Raw genomic sequence first — 20,509 nt, 5'->3', positions numbered from 1 at the left:
GAAAGCCAAAGCCATGAATACAGGAGACAGTCTGCAAAAGAAAAATAATTTGACTGGATGGGCTTTTATATCGCTCGCTGTTATCGGGATCGTTGCATTTTACTTCTATCCGATGCTGCAAGCGCTGCTCTTATCGTTCAAGTCTGGTGTAGGAGCCAATCTTGAATTTACGGGCCTAGCTAACTATAAAAGATTATTCATTGATACAACGTTCCGTACTGCCGTATCCAATACATTTCTGTACTTGATTATTCAAGTGCCTGTCATGATTATTCTCGGTTTGTTTATTTCCGTTTTATTGAATGACAGTACGTTGCGCTTCCGCAGCTTCTTCCGTACTGCTATCTTCCTGCCTTGCGTAACCTCATTGGTTGCCTACTCTGTCGTATTCAAATATCTGTTCTCTTCTGACGGAATGGTTAACCAATTCCTGATGAATCTGCACGTGATTGCTGAACCGATTCAATGGATCACAGACCCGTTCTGGGCTAAAATTACGATTATAATCGCCGTTACTTGGCGTTGGACCGGATATAACATGATTTTCTATCTGTCATCTCTTCAGAACATTGATCAGTCGATCTATGAAGCTGCACGGATTGATGGCGCGAATGCTTTCACGCAATTTTTCAAAATTACCGTTCCATTGCTCAAACCGATTATCCTATTCACCTCTATTACATCGACGATTGGTACATTGCAAATTTTCGATGAGATTATGAACATCACCAAAGGTGGTCCGGGTAATGCGACGATGTCCATCTCCCAATACATCTATAACCTCTCGTTCAAATATTCACCGGACTTTGGATATGCGGCAACCGTTTCGTATTCCATCGTGCTGATGATTATCGTATTGTCCATTATCCAGTTCAAAGTGGCAGGTGAGAGAAATGGCTAAAGCAAAAGCAAAACGTATATTCACATATGTCTTTCTGTCCATCGTTGCATTTGTGTCCATCTTCCCGTTCTTCTGGATGCTTGTCAGTTCGACCAATGCTTCTGTAGATGTCACCAAAGGAAGACTGCTTCCTGGATCGGTTTTCCTTGATAACTTCAACAAATTGCTGGATTCGACCAATCTGGTACAGGCTCTTGGAAATTCGGCGATTGTTTCCGTTATTTCCACGATTCTTGCTCTGCTAATTGGTTCCCTGGCCGGTTATGGATTCGAAGTATACCGGACGAAATCACGTGATATCGTATTTAACATTCTGTTGCTGTCCATGATGATTCCGTTCGCAGCGCTGATGGTTCCGTTATACCGAATGTTTGCTACGATCTCCGGTTTTGCACCGTTTATCGGAATCAACACCATGGCTGCAGTTATTCTGCCGACCATCACAACGGCGTTCCTGATCTTCTTCTTCCGTCAGAACACCAAAATGTTCCCGAAAGAAATGCTTGAAGCAGGCCGGATTGATGGTTTGAGCGAAATAGGCATCTTCCTGAAGATCTACATGCCAACGATGAAAACAACATATGCAGCCGCTGCGATCATCACATTCATGAGCAGCTGGAATAACTACCTGTGGCCTCTCGTGGTGCTGCAAACGCCAGACCAACAGACGATTCCGCTGTTAATCTCGAACCTCGGTTCCAGTTATTCACCGGATTATGGTGTCATCATGACCGCCATCGTCATCGCAACATTACCGACAGCCCTTGTATTCTTCATTATGCAAAAACACTTTGTCGCAGGTATGGTTGGTTCTGTCAAGTAATGCATCATCATTAAACCGTCAGAATGGACGTCAATGCAGAAAAGAGAGAAGAGGACGCCTGACATGGTGTTCCTCTGTCTTTCTGTTTGTTTATGTTTGTTTTGTAAAAGGAAAATAAGAATCTGTACTGAATAAGTAATAAATATATTTGTTTCTAGAGGGAGAGAGAGCCGAATGAAAGCAACACATGCAGATATCAACTGGCTGGGCGATGTAAGCGTTTTTGAAGTAAACCGCCTTAACGCTTACTCGGATCATCGCTATTACCGTACTATGGAAGAAGCGAAAGCATCCGGTGCAATCGCTATGCGCTACAATCTTAACGGAACGTGGAAATTTAATTATGCGATCCGACCGGATTGCCGCCCCGAAGCTTTTTACAAGCAGGAGTTCTCCAGTGCCGGTTGGGATGATATTGAAGTGCCGGGGCATATTCAGCTCCAAGGGTACGGTCAGATCCAATACGTAAATACACAGTATCCTTGGGATGGGTTCAACGATCTGCGTCCACCTGCATTGCCGCAGGACCAAAACCCGGTAGGCAGTTATATTCGCACTTTCCATTTGCCAACAGGCTGGCAGAACAGTCCGGTATATATTTCGTTTCAGGGTGTGGAATCTGCATTCTATGTATGGCTTAACGGACAATTTGTTGGATATGGGGAAGATAGCTTCACGCCATCCGATTTTGATCTGACACCATTCCTCCAGGACGGAGAGAATAAACTGGCTGTGGAAGTGTATCAACGCAGCACAGGCAGTTGGTTGGAAGATCAGGATTTCTGGCGGTTCTCCGGCATTTTCAGAGATGTATATCTGTATACAGTGCCAGCTGCGCATATTCGCGATGTGCGGGTTGTGACGGATCTGGACAAGTCTTATAGCAATGGTACGTTAAACGTGGATCTAAAACTTGAAGGGAAAGCCGCTGCCGGAGCCAAAGTCGAGGCTGAACTGCGGGATGCTGAAGGCAACACGGTGAAAACATTTGGTGGTATTGAAGTTACCGATGGTCTGGTGAGTCTTCGTGAGGAGATTGGCCAAGTAAACCTATGGAGTGCGGAGATTCCTTACCTGTATCGTCTGTACATTCAAGTATATGATGCAGCGGGCGAGCTGGTGGAAGTTGTACCTCAGGCCGTTGGCTTCCGTACATTTGAAATGATCGATAAAGTGATGCACATCAACGGTAAACGTATTGTCTTCAAAGGGGTAAACCGTCACGAATTCAATCCACGTCGCGGACGCGCTGTAACCAAGGAAGACATGCTGTGGGATGTTCAGACGATCAAACAAAACAATATGAACGCTGTTCGTACATCTCACTATCCAAACCAAAGCCTGTGGTATGAACTGTGTGATGAATATGGATTGTATGTGATTGATGAAATGAACCTAGAGACACACGGATCATGGCAAAAATTAGGTGCAGTTGAGCCTTCCTGGGTTATTCCTGGCGACCGTCCAGAGTGGCATGATATCGTTATGGATCGTGCGGTGTCGATGGTAGAGCGGGATAAAAACCATCCGTCCATTCTGATCTGGTCTTGTGGTAACGAGTCTCATGGTGGTGAAGTGATTTATAAAGTGTCTCAGTACTTTAAAACAACAGATCCCACTCGTCTCGTCCACTATGAAGGGGTCTTCCATGACCGTCGTTTCAACGATACGAGTGATATGGAATCACGCATGTATGCCAAACCTGCGGACATTGAGGAATTCTTAAACGCGAATCCGGAAAAACCATATATCAGCTGTGAGTACATGCATGCTATGGGTAACTCCATTGGCGGTATGCATAAGTATACGGAACTCGAAGACAAGTATCCGATGTATCAGGGCGGATTCATTTGGGATTACATTGATCAAGCCATTTACAAAAAAGACCGTTACGGCAAAGAGTTCCTTGCTTATGGTGGAGATTTCGGTGATCGTCCTTCGGACTATTCGTTCTGTGGAGACGGCATTGTGCACGCAGACCGCAAAGTTTCTGCCAAGATGCAGGAAGTCAAATTCCTGTACCAAAACATCAAGCTGTTCCCGGATCGGGAAGGTGTGAAAATCGTTAACGGTAATTTGTTCGCGGACACGTCTGAATTCGAACTGGTATACAGTTTGGACCGTGAAGGTCATGAAGTGCTGCGTGGAACGCTAGAGGTAAATGTTGGCCCACAAAGCGAGACCGTTGTGAAACTTCCACTTGATGTGGAATCTCTTGCTGGTGGGGAATATGCAGTGAATACCGCGTTTGTATTAAAAGCAGCAACATTGTGGGCAGAAAAAGGCGAGGAAGTTGCCTTTGGACAGTTTGTATTTGCTCAGGATAAGTCGGAAACTGTGACGTCGGATCTGAACCTGATAAATGAAATTCAGGTCGTTGAAGGGGACGTTAATATCGGGGTAAGGGTAGGCCAGACCCATGTCCTGTTCTCCAAGGCTTTCGGAACATTGGTATCCCTGAAGCTGTCAGGTCAAGAGACGATTGCACAGCCTCCAATGCCGTTGTTTTGGCGTGCGACCACCGATAATGATAAGGGTACTGCCATGGGCTTCGAGCTTGGGGCTTGGTATGCTGCAAGTCTGCTGCCTAGATGTGTGAACTGGAAAGCGGAACAAAACCCGGATCAATATCGGATCGAATTCACATACAAACTTAATATTTCGGCAGATGTACAAGTGAAAGTGGCTTATACCGTGCGTGCAGATGGTAGTGTGCATGTGCATAATACGTATAAAGGAGCGGCAGGTCTGCCAGATCTTCCGATTCATGCGCTTTCCTTCAAGACATCACCGGAGTTTGATAATGTGGAATGGCTGGCGATGGGACCGGAAGAAAATTATGCGGACCGTGCATTTGGCGCTCGTCTGGGTATCCATGACAGCAAAGTAACTGATACCGTTGCTCCATATCTTGTACCGCAGGAGTCGGGCAACCGTACGGGTGTACGTTGGGCCAAATTGACCGACAACGCAGGACGTGGCTTCAAAATTGAATCGGCTGCAGCTCCAGTCGAGCTGAATGTATCCCCATATACGGCATTTGAGCTGGAGAATGCACAACATGCGTATGAGCTGCCTCCGGTGCATTATACGGTTGTAACGGTAGCCGGCAAACAAATGGGCGTAGGTGGTGACGATAGCTGGGGCGCACCGGTTCATCCAGAATATCGCATTGCCTCGGACGGCGAACTGCAATTTGAATTTGTCATTCGTGCGCTGTAATAGCGCTGTATAAGATGTAGCTAAGGATAGGGGTCTCCAACACTGGGGGCCTCTGTTTGTTGTTATCAGATGATGATCTATGAAACCGCTACCGTATCTGTCTCGTACTGTACTGGACATGGATAAAGGAGGGGCTTATTTTGAGCAGAAAAGCAAAGACAGGTGTATGGGTAACGATTCTCGTCATACTAGGCATCATCGTAGGATGCTTAATCTGGTATTTCAACACGGCTTCAGGTGAACGTGCGCTAAAAACGATGCGGTCCAACAACTCCGGGGGTCTGGAGCGTGTGGTTAACGTATACAGTAATTCGGGAGAATTGATTCATACGTATGAGGGTAAGATTGATTTGCAAGATACGGAGTATGGAAATAAGGTGCTTTTTGATCTGGATGGCAAACGGATTGTGATTTATAACGCGACAGTGATTAGTGAAGAGAAGTAAATGAGGGTGATATGGAGAGTTCAGGCAGGAACATTCCGATGCCAATGACACTCTTTCGCTTATATGGTAAAATTAAGGGGATGAAGTGAGTGGAGTGAAGGAGGGGAAATCTTGGGCAATGCTGCTTTAATCATATTCTTTGCCATTCTCGGAATGGCTGTTTTCTATAGTACGGTTGCCTATTTCCTGATTCGGATGATTTCCAAAAAGGCATTCAAAAGAAATTTGGACAGATACCAGATTACACAGATCATCATGCTGATGGCGATTGGTTTGATGATCATTCAATCCGTGAGATATCAGACCTGGAATATGGCCTTGCCTGCCCTGGGATTATTGATGCCGCTGTTGAGTTTGAATGTATCCATGCGCAGGAGAAGAGAATCCAATAAGGTGGATTGAGGGAAGAAACATGTCTCTACTGCCTGACGTTGTGTGCATCGGAATTAGCTAGAAGAGAGGGCGTGTGCCATGATACTGGATAAATCAACCGACACCTCTGGATTAACGCAGGTAGCCGCACTTTCGGATGAATTACAGCCGGTGTTTGATAAAGCAGAAAGTAAGTATCAAGCGTGTGGCATTGAGCTGTTCTTTGTTTTCAGATGTCTGCCTGAAGAATATGAGAGAAAATCGACGGTCAGATACGCTAAGAAGGACAATACGATTTACTTTGATATGACGGTCAGTGAGGATCAGTATAAAACGTTTAGCAAAAGCAGACAGCGATATGAGCTGAGTCATTATTTCTATGCTTTTCTGAGTGATAAACTGAAGAAATACAAGATCGAACACTTGATTCATACGGAATTTATGAATGACATGGAAGAATGGCTGAAAGATATTGGATGGTTACAGACCGAATTCGAAGCCAGTATGAATGAAAATGGGGAATAGTGTTGTCTGAGGGCAACGGTTTTATAATTGGTCGATGCGGTTATGTTACATAATAATGATAACAAAAAGAAGCCCTCTTTCGAGAGCTTCTTTTTCATGGGAGAGGAGAAACCGGACGAAGAGCTTATGGGGAAACGTAAGTCTTCTCCGCGGTTGTCTACGACACTTGTGATGTCGATAATTACAGGATGGCCGGAAAGTTTCCTTTTTATACATTTGCGTCAACAATTCGTCAACAATATTTCGGCGACAAAGCAGACGGACTATTTTTCAAACTGAACCCGATTGTGGTACGATAGCTTTATCAATAAACTTACATAGAGAGAAAAGGTGACTCATCAGTGAGAGTGGTATCTGGGAGTGCGAAAGGCAGACCGCTGAAGGCTGTTCCTGGCACAGGGACGCGGCCGACCACCGACAAGGTGAAGGAAGCGTTGTTTAGTATGATTGGCCCGTATTTTGAGGGCGGTACAGCATTGGATCTGTTTGCAGGCAGTGGAGGTCTCGGTATTGAGGCGCTGAGCCGCGGCATGGACAAGGCTGTTTTTGTTGACTTGGAATCGAAAAGTATTGAAGTGATCCGTGCAAATCTGAAAGCAACCAAGCTAGAAGATCAGGCGGCCATATACCGGAATGATGCCAGTCGTGCATTGAAGGCGCTCGCCAAGCGAAGTACACAATTTGATCTCGTATTTCTTGATCCGCCCTACCGTATGAAAAATGGGGACGAGTTAATGCTTACGATGCACGAACTGGATCTGCTTAAACCGGAAGCGACCATCGTGCTTGAATATGAATCCAAATATAGTTACCCTGAGCAATTCGGCCCGTTTGAACAAACGCGCAAGGCATTGTATGGGGAGACAGCTGTATCCATCTATTATTATGCACCTGCTGCAACAACAACAGAAGATGGAGAACCTAGCACAGCGAAAGAGGAGGCTCCTCATGAGTGAAATGATACATCGTCAGGAACGAATTGCCGTATATCCAGGGAGTTTTGATCCCGTAACTATGGGCCATCTGGACATTATTGCCCGGGCGTCGAAGCAGTTCGATCGCGTCATCGTGGCTGTATTGAATAATATGAGCAAAAATCCATTATTTACGGTTGAAGAACGCAAGAGTCTTATTACGGAAGTCACGAGTCATCTGCCTAATGTGGAGGTGGACAGCTTCCGTGATCTGACGGCAAATTATGTACGGCAAAAAGATGCTCAGGTCATTGTCCGTGGTATCCGCTCGGTGACAGATTTTGAATATGAGCTTCAGCTGGCTTCGACGAACAGCAAGTTAAATCCGGATGCGGAAACCATTTTTATGATGACTAATCCGAAATATTCTTATCTGAGCTCCAGCATCGTCAAGGAAATTGCCCACTACCACGGAGATGTCACCGATCTGGTCTCACCTGAAGTGGAAGCTGCGCTGCGTCAAAAAATTAGCGAGAAAACCGGCGGTTAAACCAGAAGGTCAGCCCGGATAGGCAGATCATGACGGTGAGCAGCAATGCCAGACTGATACAGGCAGCAGGGAAACCAATCCAGACGGCATCGATGATGTCGGAGGTGTTCATGCCTACCAGGGACTGCTTGGTTAGGAATGGTGCCAAACCATTGCCCGAATTGTTCTGAAACGTGGCCCAGACTTCGGAGCTGTAACGGCTGAAAGGCAGCCACAGCAGTAAGCTGATGAAAAATGCAACCAATGCATGAAGCAGGCGGATTCCGGCAAAATACAACATGGATGTTGCGGCAAGTCCAGCAGCTTTCAGCACGGCGGAGACTTGCAGATGAGAGCATAGACCTCCCCAGCCGAGAACAGCTGCAAGCAAAGACATTAGCAGAACGGGTGTCAGTGGGCTCTGACTCAGATGATAAGTTCCGAGATGGAGTTCCAGAAGTGAGGGCCAAAAAGCAACTGAAGTACCGGGGGTGATATAGAGGGTGAGCAGCCGAACAAACACGGCAAACACAATCATATATCCTCCGGTCATCATTAAGGTTTGTACAGCTTGGGAGACCGTGTCACCAAGCAATTTGCCGAACCCGCGCCCGTCACGTTCCTGGGCTTCGCGCGCTGCAATCATCATCTGGGACCATAGGCTCCGTCGTTTATACGAAGAAGGGTTTGCAGTTGAGAATTTTTCCCCTATTGATTCCTTGGGTAGGAGTCGTACTCCAATCATGGTGGCAATCCATCCACTAACCCAGTGAACGATCAGAAGGAAATATCCAGCAGCAGGCTGATGAAGAAAAGCTGCACCGATGACAAGTATAATCATCAATGGATTGGCGAAATGAGATGCTGCTGCGACAATGCCCGCCTGTTTGGCGGTAATTTGTTGATCCTGCACTAGGCGGGAGGCGGTATCTGCTCCTGCCGGAAAGCCGCCACACATGCCGACAACAACAGCCAGTCCGGCTTTGCCCGGCAGACGGAACCACCGCTGCATTAATGGCCCTAATAAGACGCCAAGTGCGTGGGTAAAGCCGAATGCAGTCAGCATTTGGGATAACATCAGGAATGGAAGCATGGCGGGAAAGATGATTTTCCACCAGATATCCAAACCTTGAATAGAGGCATCGAATGCATCTTTCGGAGATACAACTACTGCAATTACTAGCAATAAAGCGCCTGTACTCATAAGTACCGTTCGTAACGGTCCAGAGCCAGTAACTTCGCTCTGCATTGTCATTGTTTCACCTCATATGGATAGTGCCGCATATACTCGGCCAGGATTAGTTGTGGACGGCCGAATGACGTCCGTGGACGCTTCGGCCTTGACCGGATAAGCTACTGTAAACAGCGGCCTATCCGGCCTGTACCATTGTATGCAAAAGCATGAGAGTGTTAGACTTATAATTATTGAAAGATACGCAAAGAACGGGGGCTCATGCAATGAATCGGATTCGGAAATCTGGCGGATTCAGAGCTTCGATCTTTGTGATCGTGGTGGCTCTGGTCGTCTATGTTGCGGTATATATGCCAACGCCATATATCATTTATATGCCTGGCAGTGCCGACGAAGTAAAACCCATGGTTACCGTGAAAGAGGGGGATAAGGAAGAACGCGGTGTGTTTATGATGACGACAGTGTCGGCAACATACGCCAATGTGTTTTTACTAGGAACCTCCTTGTTTAATCGAAATGCCCAAGTGGATAAAAAAGAAGATCGGCTGCGCGGCAAAAGCGAAGCAGAATATTCTGCCGAACAGGTCTGGTTCATGAGTGATTCACAATCCTCGGCCATGGAGGCAGCTTATGAGCAGGCGGGAGTGAAATACTCCATTGTTCCTGAGCATATTTTTGTATTTGGGCTGTCCGAAGATCCAAAACCTAAGGGAGATATTGAGCCCGGAGATATTATTTTGGGTGTAAACGGAACGGCAACTCCGGACAATACGGTGCTGTCTGAGCAGTTAAAGAACAAAAAGGTCGGAGATACGGTCGAGATGCAATTGGAGCGAGGCGGAGAAACGATCAGCCGCGACGTTCAACTGATTGAAGTAAAAGACAGCAAAACGGGTGAAGTTCGCCCGGCACTGGGTGTCATGATCGGAGCGGTTCAGAAAGTGAAAGCAGAAGATCCGGATAAACAGATATCCTTTACGGATACTCAGGTAGGTGGTCCATCTGCCGGACTGATGTTCACCCTGGAAATTTACAATCAGTTGACCCCTGGAGATTTGACGAAAGGTCACCGGATTGCTGGCACAGGCACCATTAACAAAGAAGGTGTGGTTGGCGCAATTGGTGGCGTTGTACACAAAATTGTTGCGGCAGATCGGAAAGAAGCAGAGTTTTTCTTTGTGCCGAAGGATAATTATAAAGAAGCTGAAGCTAAGGCTGAACAGATCGGTACCAAAATGAAACTTATTCCTGTCAGCACGGTGGATGATGCGCTGGCTTATCTGAAAACCTTGTCTGTCAAATCCTAAACGATCATTATTAGTGATTAGCATGACTAAAAGAATATCAGGATGATGTAAAATCCCCCTATTGCAACGGTGCCGAATCGGTTTGCAATAGGGGGATTTTGTTTGGGTAATCGATATAAAATAACCCATTATCAACGAGAGTCTGATCGATTTTATTACAATAGATCAGGATTAAGGATTGCATCAAACGATGGTTAAGCGTTGGCTCCAGCAAAAGCTTGTGAGTCGATATATTGAACTTGGGTTTCGAAATCGTTTATGTTGAACCAGCTTTGGATAGGACTGAACGTAGAGTTAGAGCCTCACAGGCGGGTCATAGTAGTCGCTGTACATCATACGTGTATCGGAGTGTTCGCAGGCGAGTGCATATGCTGCCTGGGCTTGTATATCCAGTTCCAACTGGTTATGAACAAAGGTTGATGGTTTCAGCAGAACGGGCAGAGAAGCCGTCTTTTTCATCTGTTTCAAAAGGCCCTGTCCTTGTGCATTAAACCCAAGCACTCGAAGATATGCGGGCCCTTCAGCCAGCTTCTCGGGCGAACATTCGGCCTTGGTATGATTCAGCAGGATATGGGTCAGCATGCGCTGTAGCTTTGTGCGTGTGTACCGTTTCGTTTTGAGTGCGTTCAGCAACGCCTCGACTGAAGGCTCTGGGAGCTGAGCAAGTGTACGGCTCAGCCGGTGTTCGAGTCCTTCCGTGACCTCGGCGATCTGCTCCAGCTCGGAGGCACGGCGTGTGGCCGCGATGTGCAGCAGCGGCTGTGCAAAGCGCTCCCAGTGCACGGGAGCGCGTCCTTCCTGCCATTCGCGCCGCAGAATGGCAAGGGTTGCCGCCGGCACGTATGGCGCGGCGGCTTCGGGCCCGTCCGCCATCAGCAGGCGGCGGACGGCAGTTGCACTGGCGATCGCCCCCGGTCCGGGCGTCGCCTCATGATACGCGGCACCGGTACGCGCCGCCGTAAAGGGCTTGATCGCGCTACCCAGCCGTTGCAGCGCGATCAGGTAGTGCAGCCCAAGCGAATTGTTGGGCTGCCCCAGCAGTGCAGCGGCGTCATCTGCATCGACGCCGCCAGGCGCCAGTGCTGCCGCCGCACTTGCGTATGCGGCGGGATAGCTGGCGCCTTCCCGCAGGCGGCGCGCGATATCCTCGCGCAGCCCTGCGGGCTCCACAGCCAGCACGCGCGCAATGCGCTGCAGGCTGTCCAGGTCGCCGGACTCGCTGCCAAAGCAGAGCGAGTCCACAACGCCCGTGCGGTGCAGCAGGGACACCGCACCATAGGCGAACCACTCGGCCGATTGTACAGCATAGGCAACCGGCAGTTCAAGCACCAGATCGGCGCCAGCATGCAGCGCCATCTCAGTCCGTGGCCTTTTGCCCACGATGGCGGGTTCGCCGCGCTGGAGGAAAGGGCCGCTCATCACAGCCACAACAACGTCTGCTCCACTGAGCCGTCTGGCTTCGCTTAGATGATAGACATGTCCGTTATGTAAAGGGTTATATTCAACAATGACGCCAACGGCTTTCATATGAGAACGCGCTCCTTTCGTTAAATATTCAATTGCGGTTCAATCCTTTACTCCTAGCCCGATTATATCCGAGCTCATCTTGTTCCATAATAGGACATGGGCATACCTTTGTTCAAATCATATCGCGGTGTACACACGAAAAAGAAAAGAATCTTCTCGTCGATATAGCCCGAACCTACCTTCAAAATGCATGACTTGTAGTTTAACTTATAGTAAGCCTATAATGTATCAGAGATCGAAAGCGGATTAGGATCGTCATTTTTAAAAAGGGTGTAAAGTTAAAAGTGTTGACAAACGTCTTGAAAAATCGGTATAATGATTTTTGTTTGTTAAGTCAATTTCATAATACTTTTAACGAGGAATCGTCAGAATACATACAGTCAGGAATATGATGTGTTGCAAGAGTCAGGCTTGACCTGTATAACTGTCGTAAGGCGTTTAACTTTAATTATGAGATTGGTTTCGTTTGGAGTGATGGGAAATGTTAATGCCATTTCGCAAAGTGGCTACCAGTGACCGCCCCCTGCAGTTTAATGAACAGTGGGATATTAAGGAACTGGTTTCTAACCGACAGGATATCACAGCCGTTACCCCGCTGACTGCGGATTTATCTGCAGAATACAGAGAGGGCGACGTTGTGGATGTTCATGGCAAACTGACAGTAGGAGTGGACATGTTATGCTCCCGATGTCTTAAGCCGATTAATGAACATTTTCATATTGATTTTCATGAGCAATTCAAGCAGGGGAAACAGCCAGAGGAATTGCCTGAAGACGACGATACTTTCTACGTGGATGGAGAGAGCGTTGATCTGAAAGGTTATGCCGAGGAAGCTTTTCTGCTGGATCTTCCGTTTATACCGCTATGCAGCGATACATGCAAAGGGTTATGCCCCAAGTGTGGCCATGAGCTGAACGAAGGTGACTGCGGTTGTGATAACCAAGTTATCGATCCGCGGCTTGCAGGGCTCAAGGATTTTTTTAAATGAGCATGAGTGAAAATCGAACATTGTAACAACTACCTGCAAAGGTTGATTTTGATAAGGAGGTGGGAATAATGGCAGTACCTCAACGGAGAACGTCCAAGACGCGTCGCGACAAACGTCGCACTCACTTTAAATTGGCTGTACCGGGCATGGTGAAATGTGAACAATGTGGCGAACTTAAACTTAGTCACCACGTGTGCAAAGTGTGCGGAACGTACAAAGCAAGAGAGATCATCTCTCAATAATAGCTAGACATTAAGTAGCACTTCATTTCGATGAGGTGCTACTTTTTTTAGACTATAGCATCGCAAAAAAGACCCTTTCTACCTGTACTCTATCTTCTTGAATAAAGTTCAATATACGTATTTGATATTTTAGTAAGGCTCATTACGGGTTGTGTTCGGGACTGTTCAGCCAGGCTCCGCAAGGCAGGATTGTTTTTGTTCAGCCAGCCTTTCTTTTTGACACGGGATGAGATATACTATAGTTTAGTACCAGGTTCTAAGATTTGACGTTACATAAACATGAACCATAATATGTGTGAGAACGACCCTGCTGAACAGGGATGCAACTATAGAAGCAACGTGAAAGAATATATTGAACTGACCGGATTAGGCGGTTCCTTAAACGATACAGCGGGGGGTGTCAGGCATCGAACGTGTACCGAAGAGACAGAGGCAGCAGCAGTTAACCAAAATGATCGAAGACAACCCGTTTGTGACGGATCAGGAACTTACACGCCAATTGAAGGTGAGTATTCAGACGATTCGTCTCGACAGACTGGAGCTTGGGATTCCCGAGCTTCGGGAGCGGATGAAACTGATGGCGGAGCGTTCCTATGATCAGGTGCGCTCCTTGCCCCTGCATGAGATTATCGGTGATATTGTGGACTTGCAGCTGGACAAGAGTGGGATCTCCTTGTTTGAGATTAAGGAAGAACACGTATTTTCGAGAACGGGCATTGCTCGGGGACACTATGTTTTTGCACAGGCCAACTCATTGGCTGTAGCCGTTATTAATGACGAGATTGCACTGACGGCTTCCGCAGACATTCGTTTTGTCCGTTCGGTCCATTTGTCTGAGAAATGTATTGCGAAGGCTTATGTGAGATCGATATCGGGTCAAAAGGGCAAAGCCAAAGTGGAAGTGTTCACTTATGTGGGTGAAGAAATGGTGTTTCAAGGCAACTTTGTAATCTACCGTTCAGGTGGAGAAGACAGCGTAGAAGGAGGTCATTTGGGATGAAAATCGTCATTGATGCCATGGGAGGCGATAACGCACCAGCGGCAACAGTAGAAGGTGCGATCGCCGCGGCTACGGAATGGGCGGATACACAGATCGTCCTGGTCGGCGATGAAGCCAAGCTGGAACCTCTTCTGAGTCAGTCGGGTGCCAAACCTGCTAATCTGACCATTCAGCATGCTTCCGAAGTGATTGGTTCGGATGATGAACCGGTGAAGGCAGTCCGTCGCAAGAAGGATGCCTCCATGGTGGTTGCAGGTCGTATGCTTAAGGAAGGCGAAGCAGACGCCATGATCTCAGCGGGCAATACCGGAGCGCTGATGACAGCCGGCTTGCTTGTAGTAGGCCGTATGGAAGGTATTGAGCGCCCGGCGCTTGCGCCCATGATTCCAACGATCGATGATGTGGGTGTACTTGCACTTGATCTTGGTGCGAATATGGATGCCAAACCGGAACACCTCGCACAGTATGGTCTGATGGGGAGCTTGTATCGGCAAAAAGTGCAGGGAATCGCGTCACCAAGAGTGGGCCTGCTCAATGTGGGAACGGAGCCGGGTAAGGGGAATGAGTTGACCAAACATGCCTATCCATTGCTCGAGCAACTTCCAATTCGTTTTGTTGGTAACGTAGAGGCCCGTGACGTGCTTACAGGTGCATGTGATGTGCTTGTATGTGATGGATTTGCCGGGAATATATTGCTCAAATCTCTCGAAGGCACAGCGGGTGCCATTTTCGCTCTGCTTAAGGAACAATTCTCATCATCGCTCAAAAGCAAACTGGCTGCTGCTGTGCTCATGCCTGAGCTGCGCGGTTTGAAGCGGAAACTGGATTATACCGAGCATGGTGGTGCACCACTTCTCGGTTTGAGCAGACTTGTGGTGAAAAGTCATGGATCGGCTGATGGCAATGCCATCAAAAATGCTGTGCGCCAAGCACGGATTGCAGTACAGAACCAGCTGGTGGAGAGCATATCTAAGGAAATTAGCGGGAAGTGAGTGACGACATGAATAATTTGCGCCCGGTAGGGGTTATCGGTACAGGTAAATATGTACCTGAGAAAATTTTGACAAACAGCGATTTGGAGAAAATGGTCGATACGAATGATGAGTGGATTGTCAGTCGTACAGGAATCAAGGAACGTCACATCGCTGCACCGGATCAGGCGACTTCGGATCTGGCTTACGAGGCAGCTATTAAAGCGCTTGAGTCTGCTGGCATGACTGGCAGTGATCTTGATCTGATTATTGTGGCAACTATCACACCGGATTCTTCATTCCCTTCTACTGCTTGTATTTTGCAAGATAAACTTGGTGCCAAGGGCGCTGCGGCATTTGACTTGTCTGCTGCCTGCTCCGGATTTGTATACGGTCTGGCAACAGCAACAAGCTTTATCCAAAGCGGCATGTACAATAATGCACTTGTTATTGGTGCAGATTGTTTGTCTCGTATTACTGACTATACCGACCGTAATACCTGTGTGCTGTTTGGCGACGGAGCGGGCGCGGTTATCGTTGGTGAAGTACCGGAAGGCCGTGGATTTAAATCATTCGATCTCGGAGCTGAAGGTGCGGGTGGAAGCCTGCTTCAAATGGAGGGCGGCGGTTCCCGTCTGCCTGCATCCGTAGAAACAGTTGAGAACAAAAAACATTACATTTACATGAATGGCCGTGAAGTGTTTAAATTTGCAGTACGGGTGATGGGTACAGCGACAATCGAAGTACTGCGCAAGGCTGGCCTGGAGCGTACGGACGTGGATCTGTTTGTTCCTCACCAAGCCAATATTCGGATTATCCAATCGGCAATGCAGCGACTTGAGCTTCCTGAAGAGAAAGTTGTAGTCAATGTGGATAAATACGCCAACACATCTGCAGCCTCCATTCCGCTTGCTTTGGTAGAAGCTGCTGAAGAAGGCCGCATGAAAGCCGGAGATACCGTGCTTATGGTTGGTTTTGGTGGCGGTTTGACGTGGGGCGCATCGGTACTCGTTTGGTAAATTAGACAGCTGGGAGAGATGAATTGGATGGGTAAAATAGCATTTGTATTTCCCGGACAGGGATCGCAGACTGTGGGCATGGCCAAGGACGCATATGAGTCTGTGCCTGCGGCAACAGAAATTTTCCGTACAGCCGATGAGACGCTGGGTTTCTCGCTGAGCAATCTTGTTTTTGAGGGACCAGAGACCGAGTTGAAACAGACATCAAATACGCAACCGGCTCTGCTGACAGCAAGTATTGCATTGCTTGAGGCTTTTAAAGAAAAAGGAATTCAGCCTGATTATATGGCTGGACACAGTTTGGGTGAATACAGTGCACTGGTCGCGGCGGGCGTTCTTTCGTTCGCGGACGCGGTAAGCATTGTGCGGGCACGCGGTCAATATATGGAACAGGCTGTTCCTGGTGGACAGGGTGCGATGGCTGCGGTATTGGGTGCGGATCGGGAAGCGCTGGGGGTGCTTTGCCGGGACGTATCCGAAAGTGGTCATGCAGTTGAACTTGCTAACATCAACTGTCCGGGACAAATCGTGATTTCCGGTGTGAAGGAAGGGGTAGCTGCTGTCGCTGAACGGGTTAAGGAAGCAGGCGGCAAACGTGCCATCACACTTGAAGTAAGCGGTCCGTTCCATTCTTCCTTAATGAAGGATGCAGCAGAAAAGTTGGCTGAGAAACTGAGAACTGTCTCGTTCTCACCCGGGGCGGTCCCTGTAGTCGCGAATGTGACTGCAAGACCTGTGGAGGACGGTAAGGTTCAGGATTTATTGACAGCTCAGGTCTATTCCCCGGTTTTATGGGAAGACAGTGTGACATGGCTTATTGAGCAAGGTGTAGATACCTTTATCGAGATTGGCTCTGGCAGTGTGTTAACAGGTTTGATTAAAAAAACAGATAAAACCGTTAAACTGTACAATGTAAACAGTCTTGAGACGCTCGAAGCAACGGCAGCTGCACTAATTTGATTAACAATGATTAGATTTGGGGAAAGGAGGAATGATTATGTCTAAACCATTACAAGGCAAAAATGCGCTCGTTACCGGTGCATCTCGTGGTATCGGGCGTAGTATTGCACTCGCTTTGGCCGAGGCAGGCGCCAACGTGGCCGTGAATTATGCGGGCAGTCAAGCGGCAGCTGAGGAAGTAGCGGAAGCGATTCGCGCCAAAGGTGTCCAGGCAATTACGATTCAAGCGAATGTGGGCCAGATGGACGAAGCCGAACAAATGGTCAAAGCAACGATTGAAGCGTGGGGCAATGTTGATATTCTTGTCAACAATGCTGGAATTACCCGTGATAATCTGATCATGCGTATGAAAGAAGAGGAATTTGATCAGGTAATCGAAACCAATCTCAAAGGGGTGTTTAACTGTCTTAAGGCGGTTACGCGTCCAATGATGAAGCAACGGTCTGGTAGAATTATCAATATCTCCTCTGTTGTGGGTGTGCTCGGAAATGCTGGACAAGCAAACTATGTTGCTGCCAAGGCAGGGGTCATCGGTTTGACGAAGGCATCTGCACGTGAGCTTGCCTCCCGCGGCATCACAGTTAACTGCGTTGCACCAGGATTTATTGAGACCGATATGACGAAGGAATTGTCCCAGGAGATCGTGGACAACATGTTGAACGGTATTCCGTTGTCCCGTCTGGGCCAGCCGGATGAAATTGCCGGTGTTGTCACGTTCCTGGCTTCAGAAGCTTCATCTTATATGACAGGGCAGACACTGCATGTTGATGGTGGCATGTACATGTAATTCTTCCCGGACTTGAACAATAGTCGGGGAACAGGCGCTGGACGATCCGAAATGCCGGAAAAAGGCCGGGTTCCCCGGCCGGGAGCCGCATATGTCTTCTATGGCATTTTGCCTGCGATTCTCGTATAATACCAAGGAGGAGGTGAACCGGATGTCCGATGTATTGGAGCGTGTAAAACGCATCGTCGTCGACCGCTTGGGCGCAGACGAAGCTGAAGTTACACTTGAAGCATCTTTCAAAGAAGATTTGGGTGCTGATTCTTTGGATGTAGTGGAATTGGTCATGGAATTGGAAGATGAATTCGATTTGGAAATCTCTGATGAAGATGCAGAAAAAATCACGACCGTAGGTGAAGTTGTAAACTACATACAATCTCATACCTAAAGTCAATTCAGTCCCGCACCTGTTTTCGAACAGGCGGGACTTCTCATCATTCATTGGTTTTTCTCATTCCGCAAGCGGCGCCGGTCAAACGGATCTTCGGGTCCTGCTTGGCTAGACGTCTGCTTGCGGATATTCCCACAAAATACTTGCGTAATGCAGTCGATATAGAGGTGAGTCGGTTTGAAACAAAGAGTTGTAATTACCGGAATGGGCGTAATGACATCGCTCGGAAAAGATTTAGAAACGTTCTGGGGCAGTTTAATGGCAGGCAAGTCCGGAATCTCTCAGATTGAGGCGTTTGATGTAAGTGAATACACCACTCAAATTGCAGCCGAGATTAAGGATTTCAACCCGGAAGAGTACATGGATCGCAAAGATGCACGTAAGATGGATCGTTTTGTTCAGTTCGCTGTAGCAGCTGGTTTCAAAGCCGTTGAAGACAGTGGTCTGAAAATAGACGAGAACATTGATGCAGAACGTTTCGGTGTGTCGATCGGATCGGGTATCGGTGGATTGGGTACTTGGGAGGACCAACATAATGCATTGCTGCAAAAAGGTCCTAAACGGGTAAGCCCATTTTTCATTCCGATGATGATATCCAACATGGCTTCTGGCCAGATGTCGATTTCTCTCGGGGCGAAAGGTCCTAACATCAACGTGGTAACGGCATGTGCTACAGGAACACACTCCATTGGAGATTCCTTCAAGCTGATTGCAAACGGTGATGCGGATGCGATGATTTGTGGCGGTGCGGAAGCAACCATTAGACCAACCGGTCTGGCTGGGTTCTGTGCAATGCGTGCCATGTCTACACGTAATGATGATCCGGCTAAATCGAGCCGTCCTTTTGATACAGAACGTGACGGGTTTGTTATGGGCGAGGGCGCAGGTGTTCTGATTCTTGAATCCCTAGAACATGCTCAAAAACGTGGTGCTCGTATTTATGGCGAAGTGATTGGTTACGGTCTCACTGGCGATGCACATCACATGACGGAGCCTGATCCGGATGGAGCAGCTCGTTGCATGAAGATGGCTCTGCGTAATGCGGGTATCGAACCAGAAGAAGTGGACTATATCAATGCACATGGTACATCAACACCTGTAGGTGACAGATCCGAAACGCTTGCGATCAAAAAAGCGTTTGGCGATCATGCGTACAAGCTTGCGGTGAGTTCAACCAAATCGATGACAGGTCATATGCTTGGTGCTGCTGGTGGCGTGGAAGCCGTAATCTGCGGATTGTCGCTGACACATCAGACGCTTGCTCCAACGATCAACCTGGAAAATCAGGACCCGGAATGTGATTTGGATTATGTTCCAAACGTTCCACGTCAAACTAAAGTCAATATTGCCATGTCCAATTCATTTGGGTTCGGCGGTCACAATGCCACCATTATTCTCAAAAAATTTGAAGCATAAGGGGCTAGTTCGTTTGAGTGAAGATCTGAAGCAGTTACAACACAAACTTCAAATCAAATTTGACAACAGGCAGCTTTTAAAACAAGCGTTTACCCATGCTTCTTATGTAAACGAACACCGGTTCAGTCAGCATCAGGATAACGAGCGTCTGGAGTTTCTGGGCGATGCGGTACTGGAACTGACTGTGTCGGAATACTTGTATCACTTGTTTCCTAACCGGCCGGAAGGTGAATTAACTAAGCTGCGGGCATCCATTGTCTGCGAGCCTTCCCTCGTCAAATTTGCTGAAGCGTTGGGTTTTGGGCAGTATGTACTTCTTGGTAAAGGTGAGGAACTGACGGGAGGACGAACTAGACCGGCTTTGCTAGCGGATGTGTTTGAATCTTTCATCGGTGCATTATATCTGGATCAGGGATTGGCGCCTGTCCGGACATTTCTGGATCAGCATGTATTTCCGTTGATCGTTCTGGGCAGCAAATTGCAAATGAGCGATTACAAAACGGAATTGCAGGAACTCACTCAACATCACAATATGGGAGCTCTTGAATACCGTATTGTTGAGGAACGGGGCCCTGCCCATGAACGGGAGTTTGTCTCCGAGGTCCATATGGGTCAAGAACGGCTTGGCAGAGGTACAGGACGTTCCAAAAAGGAAGCCGAACAACAGGCTGCATCTGCAGCGCTGGATCGACTGAAGCTTCCGGAAGCCTGAGCTTTACCGTAAGCGCATAGACAAACGAAGAGCAAAGAGCAGCCCGCGGGTCCGCCTGGCGGAATTTATCGGCCGGACTGCTTTTTGCTCTTTTTTTTGTAAAGGGGTTCAGGGCTAGCTGCTCCTGTTAGTTTAACTATAAGTTGAACCTGAGTTTTACACCAAAACGGAGAGGACAGAAATAACCTGAAGAAGCGTAGCGTTCGCCTTTATCCCCGGATTTTCCCTTTTTAAAAGGGAATCAAAAAAAATCTGGGGATAACAGCGA

General features: G+C 47.8%; 21 protein-coding genes. 19 read left to right on the top strand and 2 right to left on the bottom strand.

The window, feature by feature from the left end; all coding sequences use genetic code 11:
* Nucleotides 1–13 precede the first annotated feature (13 nt).
* The 8 genes from G3352_RS22375 (at nt 14) to coaD (ending at nt 7,753) form a co-directional block, all read left to right on the top strand.
* Nucleotides 14–901 carry a carbohydrate ABC transporter permease gene (locus tag G3352_RS22375; protein WP_072733438.1) on the top strand — a complete coding sequence of 296 codons (888 nt, stop codon included), beginning with the start codon at nt 14–16 and terminating at the stop codon, nt 899–901.
* Nucleotides 894–1,724 (top strand): carbohydrate ABC transporter permease, encoded by an 831-nt coding sequence (locus G3352_RS22370; protein WP_076289470.1) that lies wholly within the window; start codon nt 894–896, stop codon nt 1,722–1,724. The genes G3352_RS22375 and G3352_RS22370 overlap by 8 nt, the downstream gene beginning before the upstream one ends.
* Before the next feature lie 174 nt (nt 1,725–1,898).
* Entirely contained in the window at nt 1,899–4,946 is a 3,048-nt protein-coding gene (gene lacZ / locus G3352_RS22365; protein WP_163760030.1) for a beta-galactosidase, LacZ type, read from the top strand.
* Nucleotides 4,947–5,086: 140 nt separating this feature from the next.
* Nucleotides 5,087–5,392, top strand: coding sequence for a hypothetical protein (locus tag G3352_RS22360; RefSeq protein WP_076289472.1), 306 nt, complete (start codon nt 5,087–5,089; stop codon nt 5,390–5,392).
* Between the two features lie 111 nt (nt 5,393–5,503).
* A complete protein-coding gene (locus G3352_RS22355; protein ID WP_163760026.1) occupies nt 5,504–5,794 on the top strand; it encodes a hypothetical protein in 291 nt (96 codons plus the stop codon).
* A gap of 69 nt (nt 5,795–5,863) precedes the next feature.
* Nucleotides 5,864–6,289 (top strand): hypothetical protein, encoded by a 426-nt coding sequence (locus tag G3352_RS22350; RefSeq protein WP_163760023.1) that lies wholly within the window; start codon nt 5,864–5,866, stop codon nt 6,287–6,289.
* 341 nt (nt 6,290–6,630) lie between these two features.
* Nucleotides 6,631–7,245: a 16S rRNA (guanine(966)-N(2))-methyltransferase RsmD gene (gene rsmD / locus G3352_RS22345; RefSeq protein WP_163760020.1), complete on the top strand. Its 615-nt coding sequence runs from the start codon at nt 6,631–6,633 to the stop codon at nt 7,243–7,245.
* A 1-nt stretch (nt 7,246) separates the two neighbouring features.
* On the top strand, nt 7,247–7,753 hold the full coding sequence (gene coaD, locus G3352_RS22340) for a pantetheine-phosphate adenylyltransferase (protein WP_090807427.1): 507 nt from the start codon (nt 7,247–7,249) through the stop codon (nt 7,751–7,753).
* Here coaD and G3352_RS22335 read toward each other — a convergent pair.
* Nucleotides 7,731–8,987, bottom strand: coding sequence for a nucleoside recognition domain-containing protein (locus G3352_RS22335; RefSeq protein WP_163760018.1), 1,257 nt, complete (start codon nt 8,985–8,987; stop codon nt 7,731–7,733). The genes coaD and G3352_RS22335 overlap by 23 nt on opposite strands.
* 203 nt (nt 8,988–9,190) lie before the next feature.
* On the opposite strand from G3352_RS22335, the gene G3352_RS22330 reads away from it, so the two are divergent.
* Nucleotides 9,191–10,231, top strand: a complete 1,041-nt coding sequence (locus G3352_RS22330; protein ID WP_163760014.1) for a SepM family pheromone-processing serine protease — start codon at nt 9,191–9,193, stop codon at nt 10,229–10,231.
* Nucleotides 10,232–10,525: 294 nt separating this feature from the next.
* Here G3352_RS22330 and G3352_RS22325 read toward each other — a convergent pair whose 3' ends face one another.
* Nucleotides 10,526–11,758: a nucleotidyltransferase gene (locus G3352_RS22325; protein ID WP_163760011.1), complete on the bottom strand. Its 1,233-nt coding sequence runs from the start codon at nt 11,756–11,758 to the stop codon at nt 10,526–10,528.
* 481 nt (nt 11,759–12,239) lie between these two features.
* Here G3352_RS22325 and G3352_RS22320 point away from each other — a divergent pair, with 481 nt between their 5' ends.
* From G3352_RS22320 to rnc, 10 genes are all read left to right on the top strand, one after another.
* Nucleotides 12,240–12,746, top strand: coding sequence for a YceD family protein (locus G3352_RS22320; RefSeq protein ID WP_076289478.1), 507 nt, complete (start codon nt 12,240–12,242; stop codon nt 12,744–12,746).
* 68 nt (nt 12,747–12,814) lie between these two features.
* Nucleotides 12,815–12,988, top strand: a complete 174-nt coding sequence (gene rpmF / locus G3352_RS22315; protein WP_017689233.1) for a 50S ribosomal protein L32 — start codon at nt 12,815–12,817, stop codon at nt 12,986–12,988.
* A gap of 451 nt (nt 12,989–13,439) precedes the next feature.
* Nucleotides 13,440–13,988: a transcription factor FapR gene (gene fapR, locus G3352_RS22310; protein ID WP_205525006.1), complete on the top strand. Its 549-nt coding sequence runs from the start codon at nt 13,440–13,442 to the stop codon at nt 13,986–13,988.
* Nucleotides 13,985–14,980: a phosphate acyltransferase PlsX gene (plsX, locus tag G3352_RS22305; protein WP_163760008.1), complete on the top strand. Its 996-nt coding sequence runs from the start codon at nt 13,985–13,987 to the stop codon at nt 14,978–14,980. Before fapR ends, plsX begins: the two co-directional genes overlap by 4 nt.
* A gap of 8 nt (nt 14,981–14,988) precedes the next feature.
* Nucleotides 14,989–15,978 carry a beta-ketoacyl-ACP synthase III gene (locus G3352_RS22300; protein ID WP_063564927.1) on the top strand — a complete coding sequence of 330 codons (990 nt, stop codon included), beginning with the start codon at nt 14,989–14,991 and terminating at the stop codon, nt 15,976–15,978.
* Nucleotides 15,979–16,005: 27 nt separating this feature from the next.
* Entirely contained in the window at nt 16,006–16,938 is a 933-nt protein-coding gene (gene fabD, locus G3352_RS22295; RefSeq protein ID WP_163760005.1) for an ACP S-malonyltransferase, read from the top strand.
* A 37-nt stretch (nt 16,939–16,975) separates the two neighbouring features.
* Complete coding sequence (gene fabG / locus G3352_RS22290; RefSeq protein WP_063564667.1) at nt 16,976–17,725, top strand: 3-oxoacyl-[acyl-carrier-protein] reductase; 750 nt, start codon at nt 16,976–16,978, stop codon at nt 17,723–17,725.
* A 151-nt stretch (nt 17,726–17,876) separates the two neighbouring features.
* Nucleotides 17,877–18,110, top strand: a complete 234-nt coding sequence (gene acpP / locus G3352_RS22285) for an acyl carrier protein (RefSeq protein WP_024630176.1) — start codon at nt 17,877–17,879, stop codon at nt 18,108–18,110.
* Between the two features lie 180 nt (nt 18,111–18,290).
* A complete protein-coding gene (gene fabF, locus G3352_RS22280; protein ID WP_024630177.1) occupies nt 18,291–19,529 on the top strand; it encodes a beta-ketoacyl-ACP synthase II in 1,239 nt (412 codons plus the stop codon).
* A 13-nt stretch (nt 19,530–19,542) separates the two neighbouring features.
* Nucleotides 19,543–20,241 (top strand): ribonuclease III, encoded by a 699-nt coding sequence (gene rnc / locus G3352_RS22275; RefSeq protein ID WP_024630178.1) that lies wholly within the window; start codon nt 19,543–19,545, stop codon nt 20,239–20,241.
* Nucleotides 20,242–20,509: the final 268 nt, after the last annotated feature.

Origin of the sequence: Paenibacillus sp. ALJ109b, from assembly GCF_010747435.1 — a bacterium.
Lineage (GTDB): Bacteria > Bacillota > Bacilli > Paenibacillales > Paenibacillaceae > Paenibacillus > Paenibacillus taichungensis.
Note: the sequence above shows the minus strand (reverse complement) of the source record. Positions and strands in the feature narration are given on the sequence as shown.